Genomic DNA, 21,370 nt, shown 5'->3' with positions numbered 1-21,370 from the left:
TGCTGTCGACGACGCTCACGCCCCGGCCGCCTGCAGCGCGCTGCACGCCCCGCACGCCGCGCACCCGGCCTTCTGGCCGCTGCTCAGCATCCCGCGGGCGCGCAGGTCGGCAGCCACGCGGGCCGTGACGTCGGCGAGCACCTCGGGGGCGGGCGGGCGGGCGCCGTCGACGTCCACGGCGAGCGTCCCGGCGATCGGCCGGAACGGGACGACGAACGGGTAGACGCCCATCGCCGCCAGCTCGGAGGCCCCGGCGACGAGCTCGTCAGGATCCTCCCCCAGCCCGAGGATGAGGTAGGTCGAGACCTGGTTGCGGCCGAACAGGCGCACGCCCTCGGCCCACGCCTCGCGGTAGCGCTCCAGCGAGACGGTGGCCTTGCCGGGCATCCAGCGCCGGCGGACGTCGTCGTCGAGGGACTCCACGTGGATGCCGAGGGAGTCGGCCCCGGCGTCCCGCAGCTCGGCGAGCGCGCCGAGGTCCTCCGGGGGCTCCACCTGCACCTGGACGGGCAGGCCCGGGACGGCCTCCTTCACCGCGCGCACGCAGCGGGCCACGTGGCGGGCGCCGCGGTCGCGCCCGTTGGACGTGCCGGTGGTCATGACCACCTGCCGCACGCCGTCGAGCCGAACGGCGGCCTCGGCCACCTCCGCCAGCTGCTCGGGCCGCTTGACGGCGGTGGTGGCACCGGCGCGCAGCGACTCCTCGATGGAGCAGAACCGGCATCGCTGGTCCTCGGCGTACCGGATGCACGTCTGCACCACCGTGGTGGCGAGCACGTCGGCGCCGTGCAGGCGGGCGAGCTGGTCGTAGCGGACGCCGTCGGCGGTGGTCAGGTCGTAGAAGCGCGGCCTGGCGACGGCCTCGGCCTCCAGCCCGGTGTCGACCCACAGCTCCTCGGTGAGGCCACCGGTGGAGCGCAGCAGCCGTCCGTCGCGGACGAGGTAGGGGCTGGTCGGGTCGATCGGCAGCGCGGCGCCGCGGCCGCCGAGGCGGACGTGGCCGTCGTCGCTGGGGCCTGCGCCCCCGCGGCGGTTCACCGGAACGCCGGTGGCGGTGCGCACGCCGCGGATGGCGACGGCGACCCTCGTGTCCAGGCTCACGGGAGCAGTCCCATCAGTCAGCCTCAGACCATGTAGGTGCTGTTGATGATGGCGCCCTTGCTGGCGTAGTGGATGAGCGCGTCCTGCACGTCGAGCGGGTGGCAGGGGATGACGCCGGCGATGAGGTCCTCCTCGCGCAGCCCGTGCAGCGACAGCCCGAAGCGGCAGCAGTAGACCGTGCCGCCCTCGGCGATGAACGTCTCCAGGCTGTTGTTGATGTTGTGCTCGCCGGGGAAGGCGGAGTCGCCGGTCGTCGGGAAGCCGCGGGTGGCCATGCAGTTCATCGAGCCGGGCCCGTAGAAGTACAGGACCGAGTCGAAGCCCTTCCGCAGCGCGCGGGTGGCCTGGAGGATCGCCACGAAGCTCACCGACGACTCGTGCGCGATGCCGTGCACGAGCGTGAGGTAGCTCTGGCCGGGCTCGGCCTGGTAGTCGGGGAAGATCTTGGTGGAGCCGTACAGGCTGCTGCCCTTCTCCAGCGAGGGGTGCTGGATCTCGGCCTTCGACTTCTCGGCGGCCTCCTTGATGGCGGCGGCGGTCTCGTCGGACGTGGCGGCGGCGGTGGTGGTCATCTCGGGCTCCTCGCTGGGTGGGGTGGGTGGGGTGGGTGAGGTGGTGGTCGCTCAGCCGTAGAGGGCTGCGGCGTTCTCGGTGAGCCACAGGCGGGCCAGCTCTCCGTCTCCGGCGGCGGCGCGCAGGCGCGCCAGCTCTCCGGCGGCGTCGCCCCAGGGCTCGTCGGAGGCGTAGAGCACGCGGTCGTGGCCGGTCCCGCGGCGCTGCACCTCGGCGGCCAGCCAGCGCGGCGCGAAGCCGATGGCCCAGGAGGTGTCGGTGTAGACGCGCTTACCGGCCGCGATCCAGTCGAAGAAGCGCGAGCCGATGAGCTTGATGTGGCCGCTCATCCCGCCGCCGAGGTGCACGAGGTGGATCGCCACGTCGTCGCCGTAGCGCTCCACCAGCTCGCCCACCTCGTCGACGTCGGAGGCCGCGCCCGGGCTGGTGTGGACGTGGACGACGAGGCCGTGCTGGCGCGCGGCCTCGAAGACGGCGTCGAGCTGCGGGCGGCAGGCGTCGTCGGTGGCGCGCCCGCCGAGCAGGAACGACGTCTTGAGCGCGACGACGCCGCTCTCCCCCGCGAGCGCCAGCGCCTGCGCGGTGAGCGCGGCGTCCTGCGGGCGGGGTGAGACCCACAGGCCGGCGCGGACCCTGTCGTCGCGGGCGGCGGCCTCGAGCACCAGCTCGTTGAGGGCGAAGGAGGCGCTGACGTCCGGGACGCCGTAGTTGGGGATGACGAGGGCGCGCTCGACGCCCTCCTCGTCGAGGGAGCGCAGCAGCGCGTCGACGTCGGCGACGGCGGAGGTGTCGGGGTTGACCGGCGGACCGCCGTAGAAGGGGTGCGCGGGCAGCACGCCGAGGTGGCGGTGGGCGTCGTGGACGCCGCTCCCGATCCCCCGGCGCCCTGCGGCGCCTCCCGCTGCCATGCCAGGGAGTCAACGAGCGGGGTGTTTCCGGCTGGTCACATCCGTGGCAACCACCCGTTGCCAGGTCCTCACCTCGATCGACTGCGTCACCCCACGAACCGCAACCAGGCGCTCGGCTGCGGTGAGGTGGGCTCAGCCGAGCCAGGCGCGGTGGCCGCCGTGGGAGACCTCGGGCCAGATCTCCAGGAGGTCGGCGCGCAGCACGCGCACCTCGGCGCGCTGCGCGGCGTGCAGGGACCCGAGGGCGAAGCCCACCTTCGCCGCGGCGGCAGCGCTGCGCGGCAGGTGCAGGGCGCGGCTGCGGTCGGTGGCGAGGTGCGCGAGCACGTCGGCGGCCACGGCGGCGTCCTGGTGCTGGCCCAGCAGCTCAGTGACGCGCTCGACCTGCTTCGCGAACTTCTTGGCCGGCTTGCCGAGCGCCGGGGCGACGGCCTCCGCGGCGTACCGGACGCGCTTGGCGGTCTTGCGGGCGTCGTGCCAGGAGTCGTCGCCGCCGGCCATGCGCAGCGCCCCCACCTCCCGCGCCAGCTTCTTCCACGCCTTCTTGACCAGCGGCGGGAGGACGTCGCGGCACTCGCCCTCGGCGGCAGCCGTGGTCGGCGGGGACGACGCCGCGTCGACCAGCCGGTCCAGCAGCGCCGCGTACCGCTGCGACCCGAGCGCGGCGAGCGCGACGGCCTCGCCGTCGCGGTGCTGCTCGGCCAGGTGGGCCTGCAGCAGGCGCGCGGCGTCGGCGGCGTCCACCTCGGGGGGCAGCGCCGCGAGAGCCAGCGACAGCCGCTCGGCGAGCACCTCGCCGTCACGGGCGGCCCCGAGCTCACCGGCGAGCCACGCGAGCTCTCCGCGCAGGTCGTCGGCCCAGGCCCGGTCGAGCAGGGGGCGGAACACGCGCAGGCCGCTGCGCAGGCGGCGGGCGGCCACGCGCATCTGGTGCACGGCGTCGTCCTCGCCGCGGCGCACGCCCAGGTCGTGCGTGCGCAGCGCGCGGACCTGCTGCGCGGTGTAGGCGCGCACGAGGTCGGCGGCGGACGAGCTCGGGCCCACCTCGTCGGGCTCGGGCACGTCGGACAGCCCGGTGGCCGGAGCGCCGAGGGCCCGCTTGGCCTTGGACACCTGCGCGCCGAGCACCGCGCCCGCCGCGACGAGGGCGTCGGAGACGGCGTCGAGGTCGGTCTCGTCGCCGTCGTCGAGCAGCTCCACCTCCAGCTCGCGGAAGCGCCCCGGCACCACGCCGGACGAGCCGTCGCCGGCGCCGGCGGGGACGGCCACCTCGACGTCGTCGAGGGCGGCCTCGGCGAGCGCGCGACCGTCGGCGTCGCGCAGCACGTGGACCTCCCGGTGGGTGCGCAGCTCAGCGACCGGTCCGAGCGGGGAGACCCTCACCAGCGCCGTGACCAGCGCGGTCAGCGCGGCCGGGACGGTCGGCGGACCGCCCTCCTCGCGCGGGGCGCCCCCGTCGGACAGGGGCACGGCCAGCTCGTCGCGGTCGGAGCTGGAGCCGACGGGGAGCTTGAGGTGCCAGCCGTCGTCGGAGCCGCCGTGGCGGCGGCGCAGCGTGACGCCCTCGCGGGCCAGGCGCAGGTCGGCGGTGTCGTAGTAGACGGCCACCATGTCGTGGGTGACCGCGTCGTCCACGGAGGCGACGCGACCGGCGCCGACCAGGTCGGGCAGGGTGGCGTCCTCGCCGAGGGTGAACTTGCGCTCCGACTCACGAGAGGTGGCGACACCCCCGGACGCGCTTGCCGCCGAGCCCTCGACCGACTTCCTCGCCATGCCCGTCGACCCTACTGATGATCACCGGCGGCCGCCCGTCGCGGGAGCCGTCGAGTTCTGGGAGCCGGAGCGCTGTCGGACAGGGCTCCGGTCTGCCGCAGCCATCCGGAAACCCCGTCGCGGGAGCGACCTCGGCCCTGACAGCCTGCTCTGCGTGGACGACCCTGCCCCCGAGCGCCCGCCGCTGCCCGAGCCGCCGCCCCTGGACGCCGGCGACGGCGTGCTGCTGCGCCGCCACCGCCCCGAGGACGCCACCGGGGTCTTCGAGCAGGGCACCGACCCCGCCATGCAGCGCTGGACCACGGTCCCCGTGCCCTACGAGCGCCACCACGCGGACGAGTTCCTCGAGAAGGTCGCCGCCGGCTGGGCCGACGGGACCATGGCGGCGTTCGCCATCGAGGTCGACGGGCGCTTCGGCGGCACCGTCGACCTGCGCCTGGGCGAGGGCGGGTGGGCCGAGATCGGCTTCGGCCTGCACCCGGCGGCGCGCGGGCGCGGCGTCATGACGCGTGCTGCCCGTACAGCGCTGCGGTGGGGGTTCGAGGAGCTGGGCCTGGTGGGCGTGCACTGGCGCGCCGTCGTGGGCAACCGCGCCTCGCGGAGCGTGGCGGAGAAGTGCGGCTTCACCGTGGAGGGCGAGGTGCGCGGTCTGCTCGTGGCCCGCGGTCAGCGCGACGATGGCTGGATCGGCTCCCTGCTCGCCTCTGAGCTGCGCTGACGGGCGACCGTGGACGCTGCGTCCCGGTGTGCGGCTCCAGACCGGGACGGAGCGTCCACGGTCGGCCCGGGGCCGCTCGCTCGACGTCACCGGGACAGGAGAGCAGCATGCGGGGGCATGCGGACCACCGGACTGACCATCGCCTTCGACGCGAGCGACCTCGCCGCCGAGAGCAGGTTCTGGGCCGACCTGCTGGGCGGTGAGGTGGTGCGCACCGACGACGACTGGCACACCGTGCGCACCCCGGGCCTGCCGGACGTGTGCGTGCAGCTCTCCCCCGACCACGTGCCGTCCACCTGGCCCGACCCGGCGGTGCGCCAGCAGGTCCACCTCGACCTCGACGTGGACGACGTGCGCGCCGCCGAGGCCGACGCCCTGGCCGTGGGCGCGCGGCTGCTGGAGGAGACCCACCCGCTGGACGCCGCCGAGGGCTTCCGCGTGTACGCCAGCCCGGCCGGGCACCCCTTCTGCCTGTGCTGGGGCGACTGATGCGCCCGCGCCACCGCCTCGTGGTCTTCGACGCGGCCGACGTGGCGGCGGAGAGCGCGTTCTGGGCGGACCTGCTCGAGGGCGAGGTGGTGGTGCCTCCGTGGTCGGACGGGCAGCGCTGGCACAGCGTCCACGTGGACGGCGAGCCGGTGGTCGGCGTGCAGCTGGCCCCCGACCACGTGCCGCCGACCTGGCCGGACCCGGAGGTGCGCCAGCAGGTGCACCTCGACCTCGAGGTCGACGACCCGCGCGCCGCCGAGGCGGAGGTCCTCGCGAAGGGCGCCCGGCTGCTGCTGGCGGCCGACGACCTCGACGCCCCGGCGGGCTTCCGCGCCTACGCCGACCCCGCCGGCCACCCCTTCTGCCTCACGTGGGGCGAGCAGGCCTGAGCGGCGTCCGGCCCGGCGCGGCCCTAGCGTCGGCGCATGGCTCGCGCGGACGACGACGTCGAGGTGGTGGAGGGCGTCGAGCTCAAGCACCTCGACGCGGAGCTCTTCGACGGGGCGGGCGCCACCAAGAGGGACCTCGTGGAGCACGTGCGGGCGCTGGCCGGGCCGCTGGTCGCCGAGCTGCATGGGCGGCCGCTCACGGTGACGCGCGTGCGCCCGGGGCAGCGCCCGTTCGTGCAGAAGAACCTGCCGGCGTCGGCACCGGACTGGGTGCGCACCGCGGACGTGTGGGCGGAGGCGTCGCAGCGGACCGTGAGGTACCCGCTCGCCGAGGACGCTCGCACGCTCGTCTGGCTGGCCGGACAGCGAGCGGTCGAGCTGCACCCGACGGTCCTGTCCGGCGAGGGGAGGGTCACGCACCTCGTGCTCGACCTCGACCCGCCGCCCGGAGCGCCCTTCTCCGCCGTGGTGGCGGCCGCCCGGCTGGTGGAACGGGCCCTGGGGGACGCGGGGCTCGCGGCAGCGGTGAAGACGAGCGGCGCGAAGGGGCTGCACGTGGTGGTGCCCGTGCGCGACGTCGCCGTCGACGACGCCGCGGCGGCCACGCGCGCCCTGGCCGCACGGGCCGAGCGCCTCGGGCCCGAGGTGGCCACCACGGCGTTCCTCCTGGCCGACCGCGGCGGCCGCGTGTTCGTGGACCCCACGCGCGCCGGCGGCGGCAGCCTCGCCTGCTGCTACAGCCCGCGCGTGCGGCCGGGCGTGCCGGTGTCGTTCCCGGTGCCGTGGGACGCCCTCGACGACGTCGTGCCCGGCGACGTGACCGTGCACAACGCCGCGCGGCTGGCCGCCGCCGCTGCGCCGGACAGCGGCGACCCGTGGCGCGACGCGCTGCCCGCCGCGCAGGTCCTGCCGGAGGTCCTGGTCAGCGAGGGCCAGGAGATCCCGGTGCCGCGGGTGGCGGCGATGCACGAGGGCAAGCGGCGGGCCCGCGCCCGCCGGGACCAGGGGTAGCGGCCCAGGGGCGCGGGTGGCCGCGGTCGCGGAGACTGCACGACGTGGGAGCGGCGGAAGTCCTGGCGGCGGCGCGGGCCCGGCTGCAGCGCCTGACACCGCACGAGGCGGCCGCCGCCGTGGCGCGCGGAGCGCTGCTGGTCGACACCCGGACCCCGGCGCACCGCGCCGAGCAGGGCGAGCTGCCCGACGCGCTGGTCATCGACAGGACGGTGCTGGAGTGGCGGCTCGACCCGGCCTGCCCGCACCGCATCCCCGAGGCGACCACCGACGACGTGGAGGTGGTGCTGGTCTGCCGCCACGGGTACAGCTCCAGCCTGGCGGCGGCGTCGCTGCAGGCCGTGGGGCTGCACCGGGCCACGGACGTCATCGGCGGGGTGGAGGCCTGGAAGGCGGCGGGCCTGCCCGTGCACACGGGGCCCGCGGACGTCAGGCCCTGAGACTGCGCACAGCGCCCATGATCACGAGGGGTCGTGCGCACAACGCCCATGATCACGGTGGGTCAGCGGTGGGTGGTCTTGTACAGCCGGCCCTGGCGGTCGTACGTGGCCCACTCCCCCACCGGCTCGCCGTCGGTGAAGTGGCCCGAGCGCAGCTTGGTCCCGTCGAGGCGGAACCACTCCCAGTAGCCCTCCGGCTTGCCGTCAAGCACGGGGCCGCGGGCGCGCACGGAGCCGTCGCGGTGGCGCTCCACGTGCACGCCGTCCCCGCCGAACTCCTCAGCCCCGATCAGCCCCGCCACGCCGGGAGGATGCCACGGCCCCGGGCGCGGCGGGCAGCACCGGTGGCAGACCGCCTCAGGCTCCGCGCTCCGCGGCCAGGAGGGCCCGCTTGACCTCCAGCCCCCACCGGAAGCCGCCCAGGCCGCCGTCCGAGCGCACCACGCGGTGGCACGGGGTCACCAGGGCTGCGGGGTTGGTCGCGCAGGCCCGGGCCACCGCCCGCACCGCGGTGGGGCGGCCCAGCTCCGCGGCGACCTCGGCGTAGGAGCGCGTCTCGCCGGCGGGGATGCGCCGCAGCGCCGCCCACACCGCCGCCTGGAACGCGGTGCCGCGCACGTCCAGCGGCAGCGGGGCGCCGCCGCCCGGGGCGCCGCTCCCGGTCCCGCGGGCCAGGGCCGCGACGGCGGCCACCACGTCGATGAGAACCTCCGGCTCGTGGTCGAGCTCGGCGAGCGGCAGCTCGGCGGCCACCTCGGCGAGCAGCGCGTCGTCGTCGTCGCCGATCCGGACCGCCACCACCCCGGTCAGCGAGACGACGACGAGCACCCGGCGCCCCTCGACGCCGCCCACGTCGGCCGGCCCGGCCGACCACAGCAGCCGCTCGCCCGTGCCTCCGGCGGCGTACTGCGACGGCGTCATGCCCAGGCGGGCGGCGCCCTGCTCGTAGAAGGCGCGCACCGAGCCGTACCCGGCGGTGAACGCCGCGTCGAGCACGGTGCCGCCCTCTGCGCGGCCCTCCCGCAGCGCCGGACGCAGCCGCTGCGTGCGCAGCGCCTCGCCGTAGGCGCGCGGGGAGGTGCCGAGCACCTCGGCGAAGCGGCGCCCCAGCTGCCGCGTGCTCCACCCGGCCAGTGCCGCCAGATCCTCCAGGGGCAGAGGCCCGCCGGCGTCGTCCATCGCGCGGCACGCCCGCAGCACGCGCTCGCGCGCTCCGCCGTCGTCTTGGACGTCGTCACTGCCGGCGTCACGGCCGCCGCCTCCGCGACCGGCGGGCCGGGGACCAGCGGGGACCGTCATCTCGAGCACCACACCGCGACGCTAGGCGCCCGCACCCGGGCGCGGCACTCCGCTTGCGGACGCCCCGCAGGCCCGTGCGGCTTCCGCTTCCACTCGGTCGAGGAGGGGTTCATCACGTAGCGTCGGGGGGTGACGACCCACTCGGGGGCGGCGGCCGCCGCCCCGGGGCCGTCGGCTCCGCAGACCGAGACGCCGTCGCCCGCCCCGTCCCCCACGGCCCCCGCGACCCCTGCGACCTCCGCGACCCAGGGTGCGCGGCTGCACGGCCTGGACGCGCTGCGCGCCGTGGCGCTCGGGCTCGGCATCGTGCTGCACACCCTCTCGCCCTTCCTCCCGGGCACCGTCTGGTTCCGGCCGGACCCGGTGTTCGCTCCCGCCGCGGACGCCGCGACCACTGTGATCCACCTGTTCCGCATGGTGCTCTTCATGATGCTGGCGGGGTACTTCGGGCGCCTGGTGCTCAGCCGCCGCGGCGTCCGCGCCTACGCCACGGACCGCGCCCAGCGGATCCTGCTCCCGCTGGCGGTCTTCAGCCCGCTGGTCCTGCTGTCGATCATCGGCATCGAGGAGCTGGCCCGGCGCCTGCGCGGAGACCCGGAACCGCTGCCGCCCCTGCCCTCCGGCATCCCGTTCTGGCTGTTCAGGGACCCGGCGCACCTGTGGTTCCTGTGGGTGCTGGTGCAGGTCATCGTCATCGTGCTGGTGGTGAGGGCCCTGGTCGTGGCCTGCGCGGGCCGCGAGCGCGCCGAGCGCTGGGCGGACCGCACCGGCGCGGTGCTCGTGCTGCCCGGGGGCGTGGTGCTGGCCGCGCTGCCGTACTGGAGCGCGCTGCTGCAGCAGGGCTCGGCGCGCTACGGGGTGGTGCAGCCCTCCCACCTCGACGTCCTGCCGTCCACCGTCACCGCGTACACGGGGGCGTTCGTGGTCGGGTGGTTCCTGCACGCCCGTCCCGACGCGCTGTCGAAGCTCGTCACCAGCTGGCCGGTGCACCTCGGTGCGGCGCTGGTGCTGACGCCGCTGGTGGTGCTGCTGGAGGACACCGCTCCCCTCGGCCTGAACGCCCCCCTGTCGGCGCTGGCGGGGTGGTGCTGGTGCTACGGCCTGGTGGGCCTGTTCCTGCGGGCGCTCGCCGGCGGGTCGCGCGTGGTGCGGTACCTGGCGGACTCCTCGTACTGGGTCTACATCGCGCACCTGCCGCTGACCGCGGTGGTCCAGCTGCTGCTCGCCAAGACCGGCTGGTGGCCCTCGGTGCAGCTGGTGGGCGCGTGGGTGGTGGCGGTCCCGCTGCTGCTGCTGAGCTACGACCTGCTCGTGCGCGGGACGTGGGTGGGCGCGTGGCTCAACGGGCGCCGGCACGAGCCGGTGCTCCGCCGCCGGCGGCGCGCGGCGGTGGGCTGACCGGGGTTCACCCGCGGTGAACGCGGCTTGACGACGCGGGCCGCCGGCGGGCCTGCTGGTCCCATGCGGCTGCTCGTGCTCGGTGGGACGCGCTTCCTGGGGCGCCACGTGGTGGGCGCCGCCGTGCGCCGCGGCCACGAGGTGGCCACGTTCACGCGCGGCCTGTCCGGCCGTCCGCCGGAGGGCGTGCTGGCCCTGCACGGAGACCGGGACGACCCGAGCTCGCTCGCCGCGGCCCTGGGCGGAGCGGCGCAGCGGGGCTGGCGGCCCGACGTCGTCGTCGACACCTCCTGCCAGAGCCGGGCGGCTGCGGAGCAGGCGGCTGCCGCGCTGGCGGACGTGGGCGCCTACGCCCTCGTGAGCAGCCTCAACGCGTGCGCGGCGTGGCCGCCGGGACCGCTGCCCACGGACGACGAGCCCGCCTGGCCCGAGGTGCCCTCCGACGGCGCGGACGCCGACGCCTACGGCCCGGTGAAGGCGCACGCCGAGCGGGTGCTCACCGCCGCGGTGCGCGGGCCGGTGCTCCTGGCGCGCGCGGGCCTCATCGCGGGACCCGGCGACGACGTCGGCCGCCTGGCGTGGTGGCTGCGCCGCCTGGCGCGCGGCGGGCGCGTCGTGGTGCCCGGCGACGGGGCGCTGGAGCAGCCGGTGGCCCTCGTGGACGCGCGGGACCTGGCGGACTGGCTCGTGCGCGGTGCGGAGTCCGGCTGGGCGGGCCCGGTCAACGCCACCGCGCGCGCCGGGACGACCACGCTCGGCGGGCTGCTGCGGACGTGCGCGCAGGTGGTGGGTGCGGCGGCGGAGCTGGTGGAGGTCCCCGAGGAGCGGCTGCTCGCCGCCGGCGTGCAGCCGTGGGTGCACCTGCCCTACTGGCTGCCGCGGGAGGTGGCCGCGACGGCCTGGGACGTCGCGACCGTCCGCGCCCAGGAGACCGGGCTCGTCCAGACGTCGGTCCACGACACGGTGGCCGACACGTGGGCGTGGCTGCGGAGCGCCGACGACGCGCCCGAGCCGAGGGCGGACCGGCCGGTGCCGGGGCTGCCGGAGGACCTGGAGCGCCAGCTGCTGGACGCCGCCACGGCCGGGAGCCCGCGGTGAGCCGCGCGCGGACGCCGCGGGCCGAGCGCCTGCTGCACGCCGTCCCCGCGGACGCACCGCCGAGCGCGGCGCCCCTGCTGCGGCAGGTGGTCGGTGCGCGGCTGCGGCGGGCGAGGACGGCGCAGGGCAGGTCGCTCAAGGAGGTCGCGACCTCCGCGGGCGTCTCCACCGGGCACCTGTCGCAGGTGGAGCGCGGCCTGGCGGAGGCGTCGTCGGAGGTGCTGCGCGCGGTGTGCCGCTCGCTGTCGCTGCCGCAGGCGGTCCTGCTGCGCGCCGTGGCCGCGGACCTCGCCCTGGCCGAGCCGGTGGTCAGCCTCGCGCCGGTCGCCTCTCCCGCCGTCGTCCAGGCCCTCGCCGCCTGACCGCCCCGTCCCCCCGCGCCGGCGACCGGCCCCGAGCCCGGTGTCAGGCCCCGGCGGCGGAGTGCGTGGCCGCGCTGCGGTACTCCGTGTACTGGTAGGGGTTGTCGAGGATCTCGGTCTGCGGCACCTCGGGGTTCATGCCCGCCTGCCAGACCTCCTCGCCGAGGGAGGAGCGCAGGTGCTCGACCGTGCCCTCGGCCGCCGCCCGCAGGCCGGCGAGGTCGGCGCCGACCAGGCGGCCGTCGCGCTTCACCACCGCGCCGTCGACGAGCACCGTGTGCACGTCACCGCGGCCCACCTGGAAGACGACGTGGCCGTAGGGGTTGAGGACCGGGAACATCGACGGCGAGTGGTCGTTCTTGAGCAGCACCAGGTCCGCCTTGAGGCCGGCCTTCACCTGGCCGACCACGCCGTCCAGGCCCAGCGCCCGCGCGCCGCCGCGGGTGGCCCACTCGACCACCTGCTCGGCGCGCAGGTGCGAGTGGGTCACCGTGGCGCCGGTCTCGTGGGCCCTGGTGTGCTCCCAGGAGCGGTCGGCGCCGAGCGTGGAGCGCATCGCGGCGAACAGGTCGGAGGAGAACCACACGCTGGTGTCCACCGACAGCGAGGCCCCGATGCCGTGCTCGCGCACCTTCATGGCGGGCGGGTAGCCCTGGCCGCAGCTCTGCTCGCTCTCCGTGGACAGCGAGATGGTGCCGCCGGTGGCGGCGATGCGCTGGTAGGAGTCGTCCGAGAGCGTCGCGGCGTGCACGTACACGTCGCCGGGGCGCAGGAGGCCGTGCTCGTGGGCGAGCCGGATGCCGTCGTCGTTGGTGGCGCCCCACACCCCGGCGTGCGTGGTGACGGACAGGTCCATCTCGCGCGCGGCCTCGTAGGCGGCCTTCTCGGGGAACGCCGGGTCACCCGTGACGTCGAACGCCAGCTGGAACCCGATCCGGGGGTGCGCCTCGCGGTGGCGGGCCATGAAGGCGCGGAAGTCCGCGCTGTTCGCCCACTCCCACGGGGCGCCGAAGATGTTGCCGGGGGCGAAGACGAACCGGCCCGGTGACGCCGCCAGCGCGCCGATGGCCGCTTCGGCGTGGTCGGTGGTGCGCAGCCCGTGCGACCAGTCGACGGTGGTGGTGACCCCCGCGTCCAGGGCGTCGAGGGCCGACAGGGCGTTGCCGGTGGCGACGTCCTCGGGGCGGAAGGCCACGCCGTGCTCGAGGTAGTACCAGACGAAGTACTGCGTGAGCGTCCAGTCGGCGCCGTAGGCGCGCATGGCCGTCTGCCACAGGTGGCGGTGGGTGTCGATCATGCCCGGCATGAGGATGCCGCCGCTGCCGTCGAGCTCCTCGGTGCCCTCGGGCACCGACAGGCGCTGGCCGGGCCCGCCGACCTCGGCGATGCGGTCGTCGACGACGAGCACGTCGGCGTCCCGGAGCACGGTGTGGGCGTCGTCCATGGTGAGGACGAGGGCGTGGCGGACAACGGTGGCGCTCATGGACGGCTCCTTCGCCGGCGGTGCTGGGGGTGGGGTCGGGGCGTGGCTGGTGCGTCAGAGGGCGACGCTGGGGTGCTCCCTGCCGGTCCAGGCGGAGAGCTTGGCGGCGTACTCGCGCTGGAAGCTCAGCGGACCGGAGCGGGCGGCGTACTCCTCGTCGTAGAGGGCGATGAAGATCGTCAGCATGAGGAAGAAGTGGGCCCCCATCTCGAAGAGGGCCACGTAGTCGTGCTCGACGAGCGCGCGCCGCTCGGCGTCGGTGAGCGAGATCCACGAGGTGCGCTCCACCGTGCGCGCCCCGGTGCCCAGCCAGGGGCCGATCTCGGTCTCCCACCGGGCGACGAGCGCCGCCGGGTCGGCCTTGTACTCCGCCAGCAGCGCAGGGTCGCCGTCGACCTGGTACAGGAACTTGTTCACGGCGTACTTGCTCACCGCGGGTCACCTCCGGGGTACCAGGTCATGTACATCTCGCGGGTGTGGAACAGGTCGAGGTCGTCGACGTAGGCGGCTCTGGTCGGCCCCGCGATCCCGAGCATGAGCACCAGGTCGAGGTAGCCGGGGGTGGCGTTGCCGGCCGCCGTCATCGACTCCCACGTGACGTCCTCGAGGATCGCGTCGACGTCGCCCTCGGCCAGCCAGCGGATGGCCTGCAGGTCCCACTCCGGGTCCGGGCCGTGCTCGCCGAACATGCGCGGCCCACCCAGCTCCAGCGACAGGTGCCCGGAGCCCACCGCGGCCACCGTGAGGTCGCTCGGCCACTCGTCGATGATCGAGCGGATCGCCCGCCCCAGGTCGTAGAAGCGCTTCGCGCTCGGCAGCGGCGGGGCGAAGATGTTGGTGTAGACCGGCACCACCGGCAGGTCGGCCTGCGGCCGGGTGGTGATGATGGGGCAGATGATCGAGTGGTCGATCTTCAGCTCGTGGCTGATGGAGAAGTCGAACCCGCGGTCCAGCAGCCCCTGGAACATGAAGCCCGACAGCTCCTCGTGGCCCTCCAGCTCGTAGGTCGGCATCGAGAACTCGCGGACCTCGTTGTAGAAGGTCGCGTCGTAGCGGGCCTGCTTGCCGATGAGGAACGTCGGGTAGTTGTCGGCGAAGAACTGGTGGAAGTGGTCCGAGCCGACCATCACCAGGACGTCGGGCTGCGCGGCGGTGAGGGTCTCGCGGTAGGCGAGGACCTTGCGCTTCCACTCCGCGGCGAACGGCGGCTGCTCCTCCGGCGGGGTCAGCTCGGTGATCTTGTGGAAGAACGGGTGGTGCGTGGTCGCGAGCACGGCCGAGAGCCGGGCCATGTCGTCTCCTTCCTTGACCGACGTCGTCGTGGGCGGGCGCGTGCGTGGGGCGGGCTACAGCTGCTGCTCGGGCAGCGGGTCGGGCGGCACCGAGCGGTTGTTGAGGTCGACGGCGAGGAACACGTCGTTGCCCACCGGGTGGCGCAGCTCCTCCGCGAGCTGCCCGATCAGGCCGGCGGTGCGGGCCAGCAGCGCGAAGCCGCGCAGCAGCTCCAGCGGCAGGCCCAGGTCTGCCAGCACCGCCCCGCAGGTGCCGGCCCCGTTGAGCGGAAGCGTCTTGCCGAGCACCTCCGGAGCCACCCGGCCGATCGCGGTGAACAGCGCCAGGTGCGGTCCGACCAGCCCCTCCTCGGCGGCGACCTGCTGCAGCCGCGGGGTGCGGGGGTCGCCGTCCTTGTGGACGTGGTGGCCGAGCCCGGGGATGCGCCGCCCGGCCCCGTGCTCCGCGGTCAGCGCCTCGCGGGCGAGGGCGTCCCAGCCGGCGTCGTCGCCGCTCGCGGGCAGCGGGCCGTCCGCGGCCGCCCGGACCAGGGCGGCGCGCAGGAACCGGCCGCAGTCCTCGGTGACCCCGAGGAAGCGCGAGCCACCGCCCAGCAGGCCGGCGGCCAGCGCGCCCTGCACCGAGTCCGGTGCGGACAGGTACGTCAGCCGCGTGACGATGGCCGTGGGCGTGAAGCCGTGGTCGGCCAGGGCCGCCAGCACCGCCTCGAAGAGCCGGGTCTGCCCCGGGGTGGGGCGGCGCTGCGTGGCCAGCCAGTAGGCCAGCTCCCCGAAGCCGACGGTCCCCATGACGTCGCGCGCGAGGTCGTGGCCGAGCAGCGTGATGGTCTCCCGGCTGGAGGCGCCCAGCGCGGTCTCGTACACCGGCCGCTCGCTCACCGGCCCTCCCCCGGTCGCTCGCCGAGCGGGGCCTCGGCCGGTCCGGCCAGCCACGCGCGCACGGCGTCGTCGTCGGCGCCGAGGGCGGGGGGCGGGGTGCGGTAGGTGGCCGGGGTCCGCGACAGCCGGATCGGGTTGCGGACCACCGGCACCGCGGCGTCTCCCTCGCCGACGTGCACCACCGGGTCCAGGCCCAGCTGCTCGGCCAGCGCGACCCCGCCGTCGATGGTGTTGATGGGCCCGCACGCCACCCCCGCGGCGGTGAGCACCTCGAACCACTCCTGGCTGGTGCGCTGGGCGAGGGCCTGCAGCAGCAGGGGGCGCAGCTGCTCGCGGTTCCGGTTGCGGTCCTCGGTGGCCGCGAAGCGGGGGTCCGCCACCAGCTCCGGCACGCCCAGCGCGGCGGCGAGCTTGGCGAACTGGGCGTTGTTCGCGGCCACCACCACCAGCTCGCCGTCGGCGGTGGCCAGCGGCTCGTAGGGGAACAGCGAGGGGTGGGCGTTGCCCATCCGGAACGGCACCTGACCGGCCGCGATGAACGTCGAGGAGTGGTTGGCCATCGCCGACAGCGCCGTGGAGAGCAGGTTCACCTCCACGTGCTGGCCCTGCCCGGTCGCCTCCCGGTGCCGCAGCGCCGCGAGCACGCCGATGGTGGCCTGCATCCCGGTCATGATGTCGAAGACGGACACCCCCGACCGGTACGCCTGCCCGTCGGGGTCTCCGGTCAGGCTCATGAGACCCGAGGCGGCCTGGACGATGAGGTCGTACCCGGGCAGAGCGGCCCCGCCGGCGCTGCCGAAGCCGCTGATGGAGGCGTAGACGACACCGGGGTTGGTGGCCGCGGTGCTCGCGTAGTCGAGGCCGAACTTGGCCAGGCCGCCGGGCTTGAAGTTCTCGATGACGACGTCGGCGCGCCGGGCCAGCTCCTGGGCCAGCGCGCGGTCGCCGTCGTCCCGGAAGTCCAGGACGACGTCGGCCTTGTTGCGGTTGATGCCCAGGTAGTACGTGGACACGCCGTCGCGCTCGGGCGGCGCCCAGCCGCGGGTCTCGTCCCCCGCGGGGGCCTCGACCTTGACCACGGTGGCGCCCAGGTCGCCCATGAGCTGGGTGGCGTAGGGCCCGGCCAGCACGCGGGAGAAGTCGGCGACCAGCAGGCCCTCCAGGGCACCGCGGGCGGTCGTGGCGTCGGTCGTCATCGACCCTCCGAGCACTCGAGCATCAGCGGACGAGTGTCCGCTGTGCGGACAGACCCATGCTGCACCCGCAGCGCCGCCCGGTCAACGGGCCGCTCCACCGCACCCTCCAGCCGGGGCGCGGCGAGGTGCCATGCTGCTGCGACGACCCCAGGACGACGGCACCGGACGACGAGGAGGCACGGCGGCGTGCGCGAGACCGGACGGCACCGGACCAGCCCCGACTTCGTCGAGGCGGTCGCCCGCGGCCTCGACGTCATCCGGGCCCTGGGCACCGGCGCGCCCTCGCTGGCGCTGAGCGAGGTGGCCGAGCGCGCCGGCCTGGCCCGCCCCACGGCCCACCGCATCCTGCTCACCCTCGCCGACCTCGGGTACGTGCGCGCCGAGGCCGGCGCGTTCTCCCTGACGCCGCGCGTGCTCGACCTGGGGCTGGCGTACGTCACGGCGAGCGGCGTGTGGGACGCGGCGCAGCACCACCTGCGCCAGCTGGTCGACGCCACCGGGGAGTCGTGCTCGGTGGCGCAGCTGGACGGGTCGGACGTCGTGTACGTGGCCCGGGTGGCCGTCCCCAAGCTGGTGACGCTGCGCGCCGACGTCGGGACGCGCTTCCCGGCCGCCGTCACGTCACTGGGCAAGGTGCTGCTCGCCGACCTGCCGACCGACGAGCTGCGCCGGGTGCTCGCCGCGCCGTCCCGCTCCGGCGTCACCACCGCCGCCCCCGTGGACACCGCCGCCCTCGAGGAGGAGCTGGCGCTCGTGCGCGACCGCGGGTGGGCCACCACCGACCAGCAGCTCGCGCCCGCGGTCCGCTCGGTCGCCGCCCCCGTGCGCGGCGCCGCGGGTCGCGTGGTGGCGGCTGTCAACGTCAACGCGCACGCGCTGGAGACGTCCATGGAGACGCTCGTGGAGCACCACCTCCCGCTGCTGCTGGAGACGGCCGCCGCCATCAGCGCCGACCTGGCGCGGCTGCAGGCGGTGCCCTCCGAGCTGCGCGTCCCGAGCGCCCGGCGATGAGTCCCGCGAGCGAGGAGGGTCAGCACGGCATGAGCGGCACCACCTGGACCAGCGGCACCCTCGACGTGCCCGGCGCGCACCTGCACCACGAGCTGGCCGGCCCGGACGGCGCACCCGTCGTCGTCCTCGTCGGCCACCCCGCGGGCGCTGACGACTTCCGCGACCTCGGCGCGCACCTCGCCACCGACCACCGGGTGCTCCTGCACGACCCGCGCGGCTTCGGCGCGAGCCCCCTGGACGACCCCGACGACGACGCCGACCCCGACCGCCTCGCCGACGACGTCGCAGCGCTGCTGGACGCCGTGGCAGGTCCGGACGCCCGCGCGGACGTGTTCGGCTCCAGCGGCGGCGCGGTGACCGGCCTGGCGTTCGCGGCGCGCCACCCGGACCGGCTGCGCATGCTCGTGGCCCACGAGCCGCCGCTGTTCGGCGCGCTGCCCGACGGCGCGGAGCGCCGGGCGGACGCCGAGCGGGTCGTCACCACCCTGCACGCCCAGGGCGTCTGGCCCGCCATGGGGGCGTTCATGGCGCTCGCCGGCTTCGAGGCCCCCGAGGGCAGCGACCACGCCACCGACCCCCACCCGCCGGCGGACCCCACCGACCAGCACGTGGTGGCGATGACGCGCATGCTCGACAAGGGGCTGCTCACGGTCTGCGGGTACGACGTCGACGTCGAGGGCCTGCGGGCCGCCGAGGCCGCCGGCGCGCGCGTCGTGCTGGCCGCGGGGCGCGAGTCGGGGCGGCAGCTGGCCCGCCGCGGCGCCGAGGGGGTGGCGGCCCTGCTCGACCGGGAGGCGGCGATGGTGACCGGCGGCCACGTCGACTGGGTGCCGTGGATGGGCGGAGACCCCGAGCGCTTCGCCCGTCAGCTGCGGGCGCTGCTCGCCTGACGGAGGGGCACGCCGATGATGGCTCCGTGATGGACGACGACGGCGTGGAGGACCTCGTGGCCGCCTCGCGCGCGCTGCTCGGTGTGGTGGCGCGCTCGCTGGCCCCGGCGCTCGAGGAGGTCACGGTCCCCCAGTTCCGGCTGCTCGTGCTGGCCAGCGAGCTGGGCCCGGTGCGCTCCAGCGACCTGGCCGAGCGGCTCGCGGTGGGCGGGTCGACGCTGACGCGCTCGGTGGACCGGCTCGTCGCCGGCGGGTGGCTGGAGCGGCGCGCCGGAGCCTCGGACCGGCGGGAGGTGCTGGTGACGGCCACCGAGGCCGGTCAGCGCCTGGTGCGCGAGGTCACCGACCGGCGACGGGCCGAGCTCGCCCGGGTGGTGGCGCGCATGGCACCCCGGGACCGCGCGCTCCTGGCTCGCGGGGCGGCCGCGTTCCGCCGCGCCGCTGACGAACCGCTGCCGGAGGAGCTGTCGCCCTACGGCGGCTGAGAGCTGTCGGGGAGCCCCCTGGACCACCTGATTGCCGAAGGCGTACATTTGCACTCGTGCAAGCATCGCCCTCGGCTCCGTCGTCGTCCCCCACCCCCTCTCGTCGGTTCGGCCTCGGGGCCGGCTTCGACGGTCAGGTGCTGCGCCTGGCCCTGCCCGCCGTGCTCATCGGCGTGGGCGCGGGGCTGGCCGCCGTCGTCTTCCGCTGGCTCATCCACGCGGCCACGTGGGTGTTCAGCGGCCACGAGGACTACTCGGCCGTCGTCGGCCACCCCGCCCACCCGTGGGTCCCGTGGCTCGGAGCGGGCTTCGTCGTCCTCGCGCCCGCCATCGGCGGCCTGCTCTACGGGCCGCTCGTGCAGCGCTTCGCCCCCGAGGCCCGCGGCCACGGCGTCCCGGAGGTCATGCGCGCCATCAGCTCGAACGGGGGCCGCATCCGCGGCAGCGTGGCGGCGGTCAAGGCCCTGGCCAGCGCCATCTGCATCGGCTCGGGCGGGTCGGTGGGCCGCGAGGGGCCGATCATCCAGATCGGCTCCGCCCTGGGCTCCGCGCTCGGGCAGCGGATGCGGCTGCCGGGCTCGCGGCTGTCCACGCTGGTCGCCTGCGGCGCCGCGGGCGGCGTCGCGGCCACCTTCAACGCCCCCCTCGGAGGCATCTTCTTCTCCCTCGAGCTGCTCCTGCAGGACTTCTCCCCCGTCTCCTTCGGCGCGGTGACGATCTCCTCGGTCATCGCCGCGCTCATCGGCCGCGCCGCCTTCGGCGACGCCCCGTTCATCGCCCTGCCGCACCTGGGCGCCATCCGCCCCGAGGACTACCTGCTCGTGCTGCTGCTCGGCGTGTTCGCCGGCGCCGTCGGCATCGGCTTCGCACGGGTGGTCTACCTCGTCGAGGACGCGTGCGACGCCCTGTGGGGCAGGACCCGCGGCCCGGAGTGGGCGCGCCCCGCGGTCGGCGGGCTCGCCCTGGGCCTGCTGCTGCTGGCCGTGCCGCAGATGTACGGCGTGGGCTACCCCGTGCTCGAGAGGTCGGTCTACGGGGGCATCGCGTTGGGCGCCCTGCTGGTGCTGCTCCTGGCCAAGGTGCTCGCCACGTCCCTGACGCTCGGCATCGGCGGGTCGGGCGGGGTGTTCGCCCCGTCGCTGTTCGTCGGGGCGATGGCGGGTGCGGCGTTCGGCGACGCGGCCGCCTGGCTCGACCCGTCCCTGGCCGGGCACACCGCGCTGTTCGCCGTGGTGGGCATGGCCGCGACCTTCGCCGGCTCCACCCGGGCCCCCATCACCGGCGCGGTGATGCTCTTCGAGCTCACCGCGGCGCCCGCGCTCCTGCTGCCGCTGGCGCTGGCCGTGGTGCCGGCCACCGCGGTCTCGCGGATGCTCTCCCACGGCACCGTCTACACGCTGAAGCTCACGCGCCGCGAGGAGCGCGCCGGGGCCGCCCCGGTCACCCCCGTGCGGCTGGAGGAGCCAGCCGGCGTCTGAGGCTCAGGTCGCGGCGACGGCCGGGTCCGCCGCGGCCCGGCGGCGCGGCGGCGCCGTCGCCAGCACCGACCCGGCCAGCACGAGCACGGCCCCCACGGCGGTCCACGCGGTGAGACGCTCTCCCAGCACGAGGGCTCCGGCGACCACCGCGACGAGCGGGTTCACGTACACCACCGTGGTGGTGCGGACCGCGCCGACGGCCGCCACCAGGGCCCCGAACAGCAGGAACGCCCCCGCCGTGCACACCACCCCGAGGACGACGACGGCGAGGACCACCGGCCCCGACGGCAGCTGCGCCGGCAGGCCGGGCCCGAGCAGCACCACCGGCAGGTACACCAGCGCGGAGACCGCCAGCGAGCACGCCATGACGCCGGCGCTGGGGACGTCGCGCAGGCGCGCGCCGAGCACCCACGCGCCGACGGCGTAGCAGACCACCACCACCGCCATCTCCAGCACCGCCACCGGGTCGGCGCCGGTCAGGGAGACGCCCACGAGCGCGGCGACCCCGAGGCTGCCGACGGCCAGGCCCAGCACGCCGCGGCCCCCGAGGGGGCGGCGCGGGGAGTCGTCGAGCCGGGCGCGGCGGGCCAGGGCGGCCACCGCCAGCCCGACCAGAGGGACCGCGGCGATGAGCAGCGCCGTGGTGGAGCTGGGCAGCGACCTCTCGGCGCGGGCCAGCAGCAGCCAGGGCACGAGCACCTCGGCGACCGTGTAGACGAGCAGCGCCGGCCAGTGGCGCAGCGCCGGGCCGACCTCGCCGCGCAGCAGCGCCAGGGGCAGCAGGAGCAGCGCGCCGAGCGCCGTGCGGGCCAGCACCAGCACCGACGGCTCCAGCTCGGTGACGGCGATGGCGATGAAGAGGTACGGCACGCCCCAGGCGATGCCGAGGCCGGCGAAGAGCAGGGCGGAGCGGCGGTTCACGTGCTCATCACAGCGCCATCCTGCGCGCCCGGGCACTCCGCTCCGCGCCGTCGAGCCCCTCCCGCGCGGGAGTCGGCAGGAACTCGACGGCGCGGTGGCGAGGACCCCGCGTCCGCCGGCGCAGCTGAGGGCGCCCTCGAAGAGCAGACATGTCGTGGACGACCAACCGCTCAGCC

Annotated in this window: 23 protein-coding genes and 1 pseudogene; 12 read left to right on the top strand and 12 right to left on the bottom strand. The window is 75.8% G+C overall.

The features are described 5' to 3' along the window. Positions 1-15: 15 nt before the first annotated feature. From H7K62_RS09185 to H7K62_RS09170, 4 genes are all read right to left on the bottom strand, one after another. Positions 16-1,101, bottom strand: a complete 1,086-nt coding sequence (locus H7K62_RS09185) for an MSMEG_0568 family radical SAM protein (protein ID WP_186717657.1) — start codon at positions 1,099-1,101, stop codon at positions 16-18. A gap of 23 nt (positions 1,102-1,124) precedes the next feature. Next, positions 1,125-1,673: an MSMEG_0572/Sll0783 family nitrogen starvation response protein gene (locus H7K62_RS09180; RefSeq protein ID WP_186717656.1), complete on the bottom strand. Its 549-nt coding sequence runs from the start codon at positions 1,671-1,673 to the stop codon at positions 1,125-1,127. Positions 1,674-1,724: 51 nt separating this feature from the next. Beyond that, positions 1,725-2,582 carry an amidohydrolase family protein gene (locus H7K62_RS09175; RefSeq protein ID WP_186717655.1) on the bottom strand — a complete coding sequence of 286 codons (858 nt, stop codon included), beginning with the start codon at positions 2,580-2,582 and terminating at the stop codon, positions 1,725-1,727. Positions 2,583-2,714: 132 nt separating this feature from the next. Further along, positions 2,715-4,355: a CYTH and CHAD domain-containing protein gene (locus H7K62_RS09170; RefSeq protein WP_186717654.1), complete on the bottom strand. Its 1,641-nt coding sequence runs from the start codon at positions 4,353-4,355 to the stop codon at positions 2,715-2,717. A 154-nt stretch (positions 4,356-4,509) separates the two neighbouring features. Between H7K62_RS09170 and H7K62_RS09165 the strand changes: the two genes are divergently transcribed. The 5 genes from H7K62_RS09165 to H7K62_RS09145 all read left to right on the top strand — a co-directional run bounded on the left by H7K62_RS09165 (position 4,510) and on the right by H7K62_RS09145 (position 7,402). After that, on the top strand, positions 4,510-5,073 hold the full coding sequence (locus H7K62_RS09165) for a GNAT family N-acetyltransferase (protein ID WP_186717653.1): 564 nt from the start codon (positions 4,510-4,512) through the stop codon (positions 5,071-5,073). A gap of 117 nt (positions 5,074-5,190) precedes the next feature. After that, positions 5,191-5,562, top strand: a complete 372-nt coding sequence (locus H7K62_RS09160; protein ID WP_186717652.1) for a VOC family protein — start codon at positions 5,191-5,193, stop codon at positions 5,560-5,562. Further along, the gene (locus tag H7K62_RS09155; protein ID WP_186717651.1) at positions 5,562-5,951 is read left to right on the top strand and encodes a VOC family protein; all 390 of its coding nucleotides are present in this window, start codon (positions 5,562-5,564) and stop codon (positions 5,949-5,951) included. Before H7K62_RS09160 ends, H7K62_RS09155 begins: the two co-directional genes overlap by 1 nt. Positions 5,952-5,987: 36 nt before the next feature. Continuing rightward, the gene (gene ligD, locus H7K62_RS09150; protein WP_186717650.1) at positions 5,988-6,962 is read left to right on the top strand and encodes a non-homologous end-joining DNA ligase LigD; all 975 of its coding nucleotides are present in this window, start codon (positions 5,988-5,990) and stop codon (positions 6,960-6,962) included. Positions 6,963-6,997: 35 nt separating this feature from the next. Then, complete coding sequence (locus H7K62_RS09145) at positions 6,998-7,402, top strand: rhodanese-like domain-containing protein (protein WP_222437396.1); 405 nt, start codon at positions 6,998-7,000, stop codon at positions 7,400-7,402. A 62-nt stretch (positions 7,403-7,464) separates the two neighbouring features. On the opposite strand, the gene H7K62_RS09140 is transcribed toward H7K62_RS09145, so the two are convergent. After that, positions 7,465-7,704 carry a toxin-antitoxin system YwqK family antitoxin gene (locus tag H7K62_RS09140; RefSeq protein WP_222437322.1) on the bottom strand — a complete coding sequence of 80 codons (240 nt, stop codon included), beginning with the start codon at positions 7,702-7,704 and terminating at the stop codon, positions 7,465-7,467. 55 nt (positions 7,705-7,759) lie between these two features. After that, positions 7,760-8,713, bottom strand: a complete 954-nt coding sequence (locus H7K62_RS09135) for a methylated-DNA--[protein]-cysteine S-methyltransferase (protein ID WP_186717648.1) — start codon at positions 8,711-8,713, stop codon at positions 7,760-7,762. A 117-nt stretch (positions 8,714-8,830) separates the two neighbouring features. Here H7K62_RS09135 and H7K62_RS09130 point away from each other — a divergent pair, with 117 nt between their 5' ends. The 3 genes from H7K62_RS09130 to H7K62_RS09120 all read left to right on the top strand — a co-directional run bounded on the left by H7K62_RS09130 (position 8,831) and on the right by H7K62_RS09120 (position 11,559). Continuing rightward, positions 8,831-10,099 carry an acyltransferase family protein gene (locus H7K62_RS09130; protein ID WP_186717647.1) on the top strand — a complete coding sequence of 423 codons (1,269 nt, stop codon included), beginning with the start codon at positions 8,831-8,833 and terminating at the stop codon, positions 10,097-10,099. Between the two features lie 63 nt (positions 10,100-10,162). After that, complete coding sequence (locus tag H7K62_RS09125) at positions 10,163-11,197, top strand: NAD-dependent epimerase/dehydratase family protein (protein ID WP_186717646.1); 1,035 nt, start codon at positions 10,163-10,165, stop codon at positions 11,195-11,197. Next, the gene (locus tag H7K62_RS09120) at positions 11,194-11,559 is read left to right on the top strand and encodes a helix-turn-helix domain-containing protein (RefSeq protein WP_222437321.1); all 366 of its coding nucleotides are present in this window, start codon (positions 11,194-11,196) and stop codon (positions 11,557-11,559) included. The genes H7K62_RS09125 and H7K62_RS09120 overlap by 4 nt, the downstream gene beginning before the upstream one ends. A 43-nt stretch (positions 11,560-11,602) precedes the next feature. On the opposite strand, the gene H7K62_RS09115 is transcribed toward H7K62_RS09120, so the two are convergent. The 5 genes from H7K62_RS09115 to H7K62_RS09095 are packed head-to-tail and all read right to left on the bottom strand — an operon-like array spanning position 11,603 to position 16,409. After that, positions 11,603-13,042, bottom strand: a complete 1,440-nt coding sequence (locus H7K62_RS09115) for an amidohydrolase family protein (RefSeq protein WP_186717645.1) — start codon at positions 13,040-13,042, stop codon at positions 11,603-11,605. A gap of 54 nt (positions 13,043-13,096) precedes the next feature. After that, on the bottom strand, positions 13,097-13,474 hold the full coding sequence (locus H7K62_RS09110) for a hypothetical protein (protein ID WP_186717644.1): 378 nt from the start codon (positions 13,472-13,474) through the stop codon (positions 13,097-13,099). Then, on the bottom strand, positions 13,471-14,334 hold the full coding sequence (locus H7K62_RS09105; RefSeq protein WP_186717643.1) for a DODA-type extradiol aromatic ring-opening family dioxygenase: 864 nt from the start codon (positions 14,332-14,334) through the stop codon (positions 13,471-13,473). The genes H7K62_RS09110 and H7K62_RS09105 overlap by 4 nt, the downstream gene beginning before the upstream one ends. Before the next feature lie 54 nt (positions 14,335-14,388). Then, the gene (locus H7K62_RS09100; RefSeq protein ID WP_186717642.1) at positions 14,389-15,213 is read right to left on the bottom strand and encodes a citryl-CoA lyase; all 825 of its coding nucleotides are present in this window, start codon (positions 15,211-15,213) and stop codon (positions 14,389-14,391) included. Beyond that, on the bottom strand, positions 15,210-16,409 hold the full coding sequence (locus H7K62_RS09095) for a CaiB/BaiF CoA transferase family protein (protein ID WP_186717641.1): 1,200 nt from the start codon (positions 16,407-16,409) through the stop codon (positions 15,210-15,212). The genes H7K62_RS09100 and H7K62_RS09095 overlap by 4 nt, the downstream gene beginning before the upstream one ends. A 186-nt stretch (positions 16,410-16,595) precedes the next feature. On the opposite strand from H7K62_RS09095, the gene H7K62_RS09090 reads away from it, so the two are divergent. The 4 genes and pseudogenes from H7K62_RS09090 to H7K62_RS09075 all read left to right on the top strand — a co-directional run. Continuing rightward, a complete protein-coding gene (locus H7K62_RS09090) occupies positions 16,596-17,420 on the top strand; it encodes an IclR family transcriptional regulator domain-containing protein (protein WP_186717640.1) in 825 nt (274 codons plus the stop codon). A 29-nt stretch (positions 17,421-17,449) separates the two neighbouring features. Continuing rightward, positions 17,450-18,310, top strand: coding sequence for an alpha/beta fold hydrolase (locus H7K62_RS09085; protein ID WP_186717639.1), 861 nt, complete (start codon positions 17,450-17,452; stop codon positions 18,308-18,310). Positions 18,311-18,339: 29 nt separating this feature from the next. Then, positions 18,340-18,795, top strand: a complete 456-nt coding sequence (locus H7K62_RS09080; protein WP_255480005.1) for a MarR family winged helix-turn-helix transcriptional regulator — start codon at positions 18,340-18,342, stop codon at positions 18,793-18,795. Between the two features lie 146 nt (positions 18,796-18,941). After that, positions 18,942-20,210: pseudogene (locus H7K62_RS09075) on the top strand (chloride channel protein); the annotation flags it as partial. Between the two features lie 66 nt (positions 20,211-20,276). Here the strand turns inward: H7K62_RS09075 and H7K62_RS09070 are convergent. Continuing rightward, positions 20,277-21,194, bottom strand: a complete 918-nt coding sequence (locus tag H7K62_RS09070; protein WP_186717637.1) for a DMT family transporter — start codon at positions 21,192-21,194, stop codon at positions 20,277-20,279. Positions 21,195-21,370: the final 176 nt, after the last annotated feature.

It is taken from the genome of Quadrisphaera sp. RL12-1S, from assembly GCF_014270065.1.
Classification (GTDB): Bacteria; Actinomycetota; Actinomycetes; order Actinomycetales; family Quadrisphaeraceae; genus Quadrisphaera.
This window is presented reverse-complemented; position numbering and strand designations above follow the sequence as displayed.

Excerpts from the sequence above, each read along its gene's own strand:
- H7K62_RS09180 (WP_186717656.1), bottom strand. The coding sequence starts at position 1,673 with ATGACCACCACCGCCGCCGCCACGTCCGACGAGACCGCCGCCGCCATC.
- H7K62_RS09175 (WP_186717655.1), bottom strand. The coding sequence starts at position 2,582 with ATGGCAGCGGGAGGCGCCGCAGGGCGCCGGGGGATCGGGAGCGGCGTC.
- H7K62_RS09170 (WP_186717654.1), bottom strand. The coding sequence starts at position 4,355 with ATGGCGAGGAAGTCGGTCGAGGGCTCGGCGGCAAGCGCGTCCGGGGGT.
- H7K62_RS09160 (WP_186717652.1), top strand. The coding sequence starts at position 5,191 with ATGCGGACCACCGGACTGACCATCGCCTTCGACGCGAGCGACCTCGCC.
- H7K62_RS09155 (WP_186717651.1), top strand. The coding sequence starts at position 5,562 with ATGCGCCCGCGCCACCGCCTCGTGGTCTTCGACGCGGCCGACGTGGCG.
- ligD (WP_186717650.1), top strand. The coding sequence starts at position 5,988 with ATGGCTCGCGCGGACGACGACGTCGAGGTGGTGGAGGGCGTCGAGCTC.
- H7K62_RS09125 (WP_186717646.1), top strand. The coding sequence starts at position 10,163 with ATGCGGCTGCTCGTGCTCGGTGGGACGCGCTTCCTGGGGCGCCACGTG.
- H7K62_RS09115 (WP_186717645.1), bottom strand. The coding sequence starts at position 13,042 with ATGAGCGCCACCGTTGTCCGCCACGCCCTCGTCCTCACCATGGACGAC.
- H7K62_RS09105 (WP_186717643.1), bottom strand. The coding sequence starts at position 14,334 with ATGGCCCGGCTCTCGGCCGTGCTCGCGACCACGCACCACCCGTTCTTC.
- H7K62_RS09095 (WP_186717641.1), bottom strand. The coding sequence starts at position 16,409 with ATGACGACCGACGCCACGACCGCCCGCGGTGCCCTGGAGGGCCTGCTG.
- H7K62_RS09085 (WP_186717639.1), top strand. The coding sequence starts at position 17,450 with ATGAGCGGCACCACCTGGACCAGCGGCACCCTCGACGTGCCCGGCGCG.
- H7K62_RS09080 (WP_255480005.1), top strand. The coding sequence starts at position 18,340 with ATGGACGACGACGGCGTGGAGGACCTCGTGGCCGCCTCGCGCGCGCTG.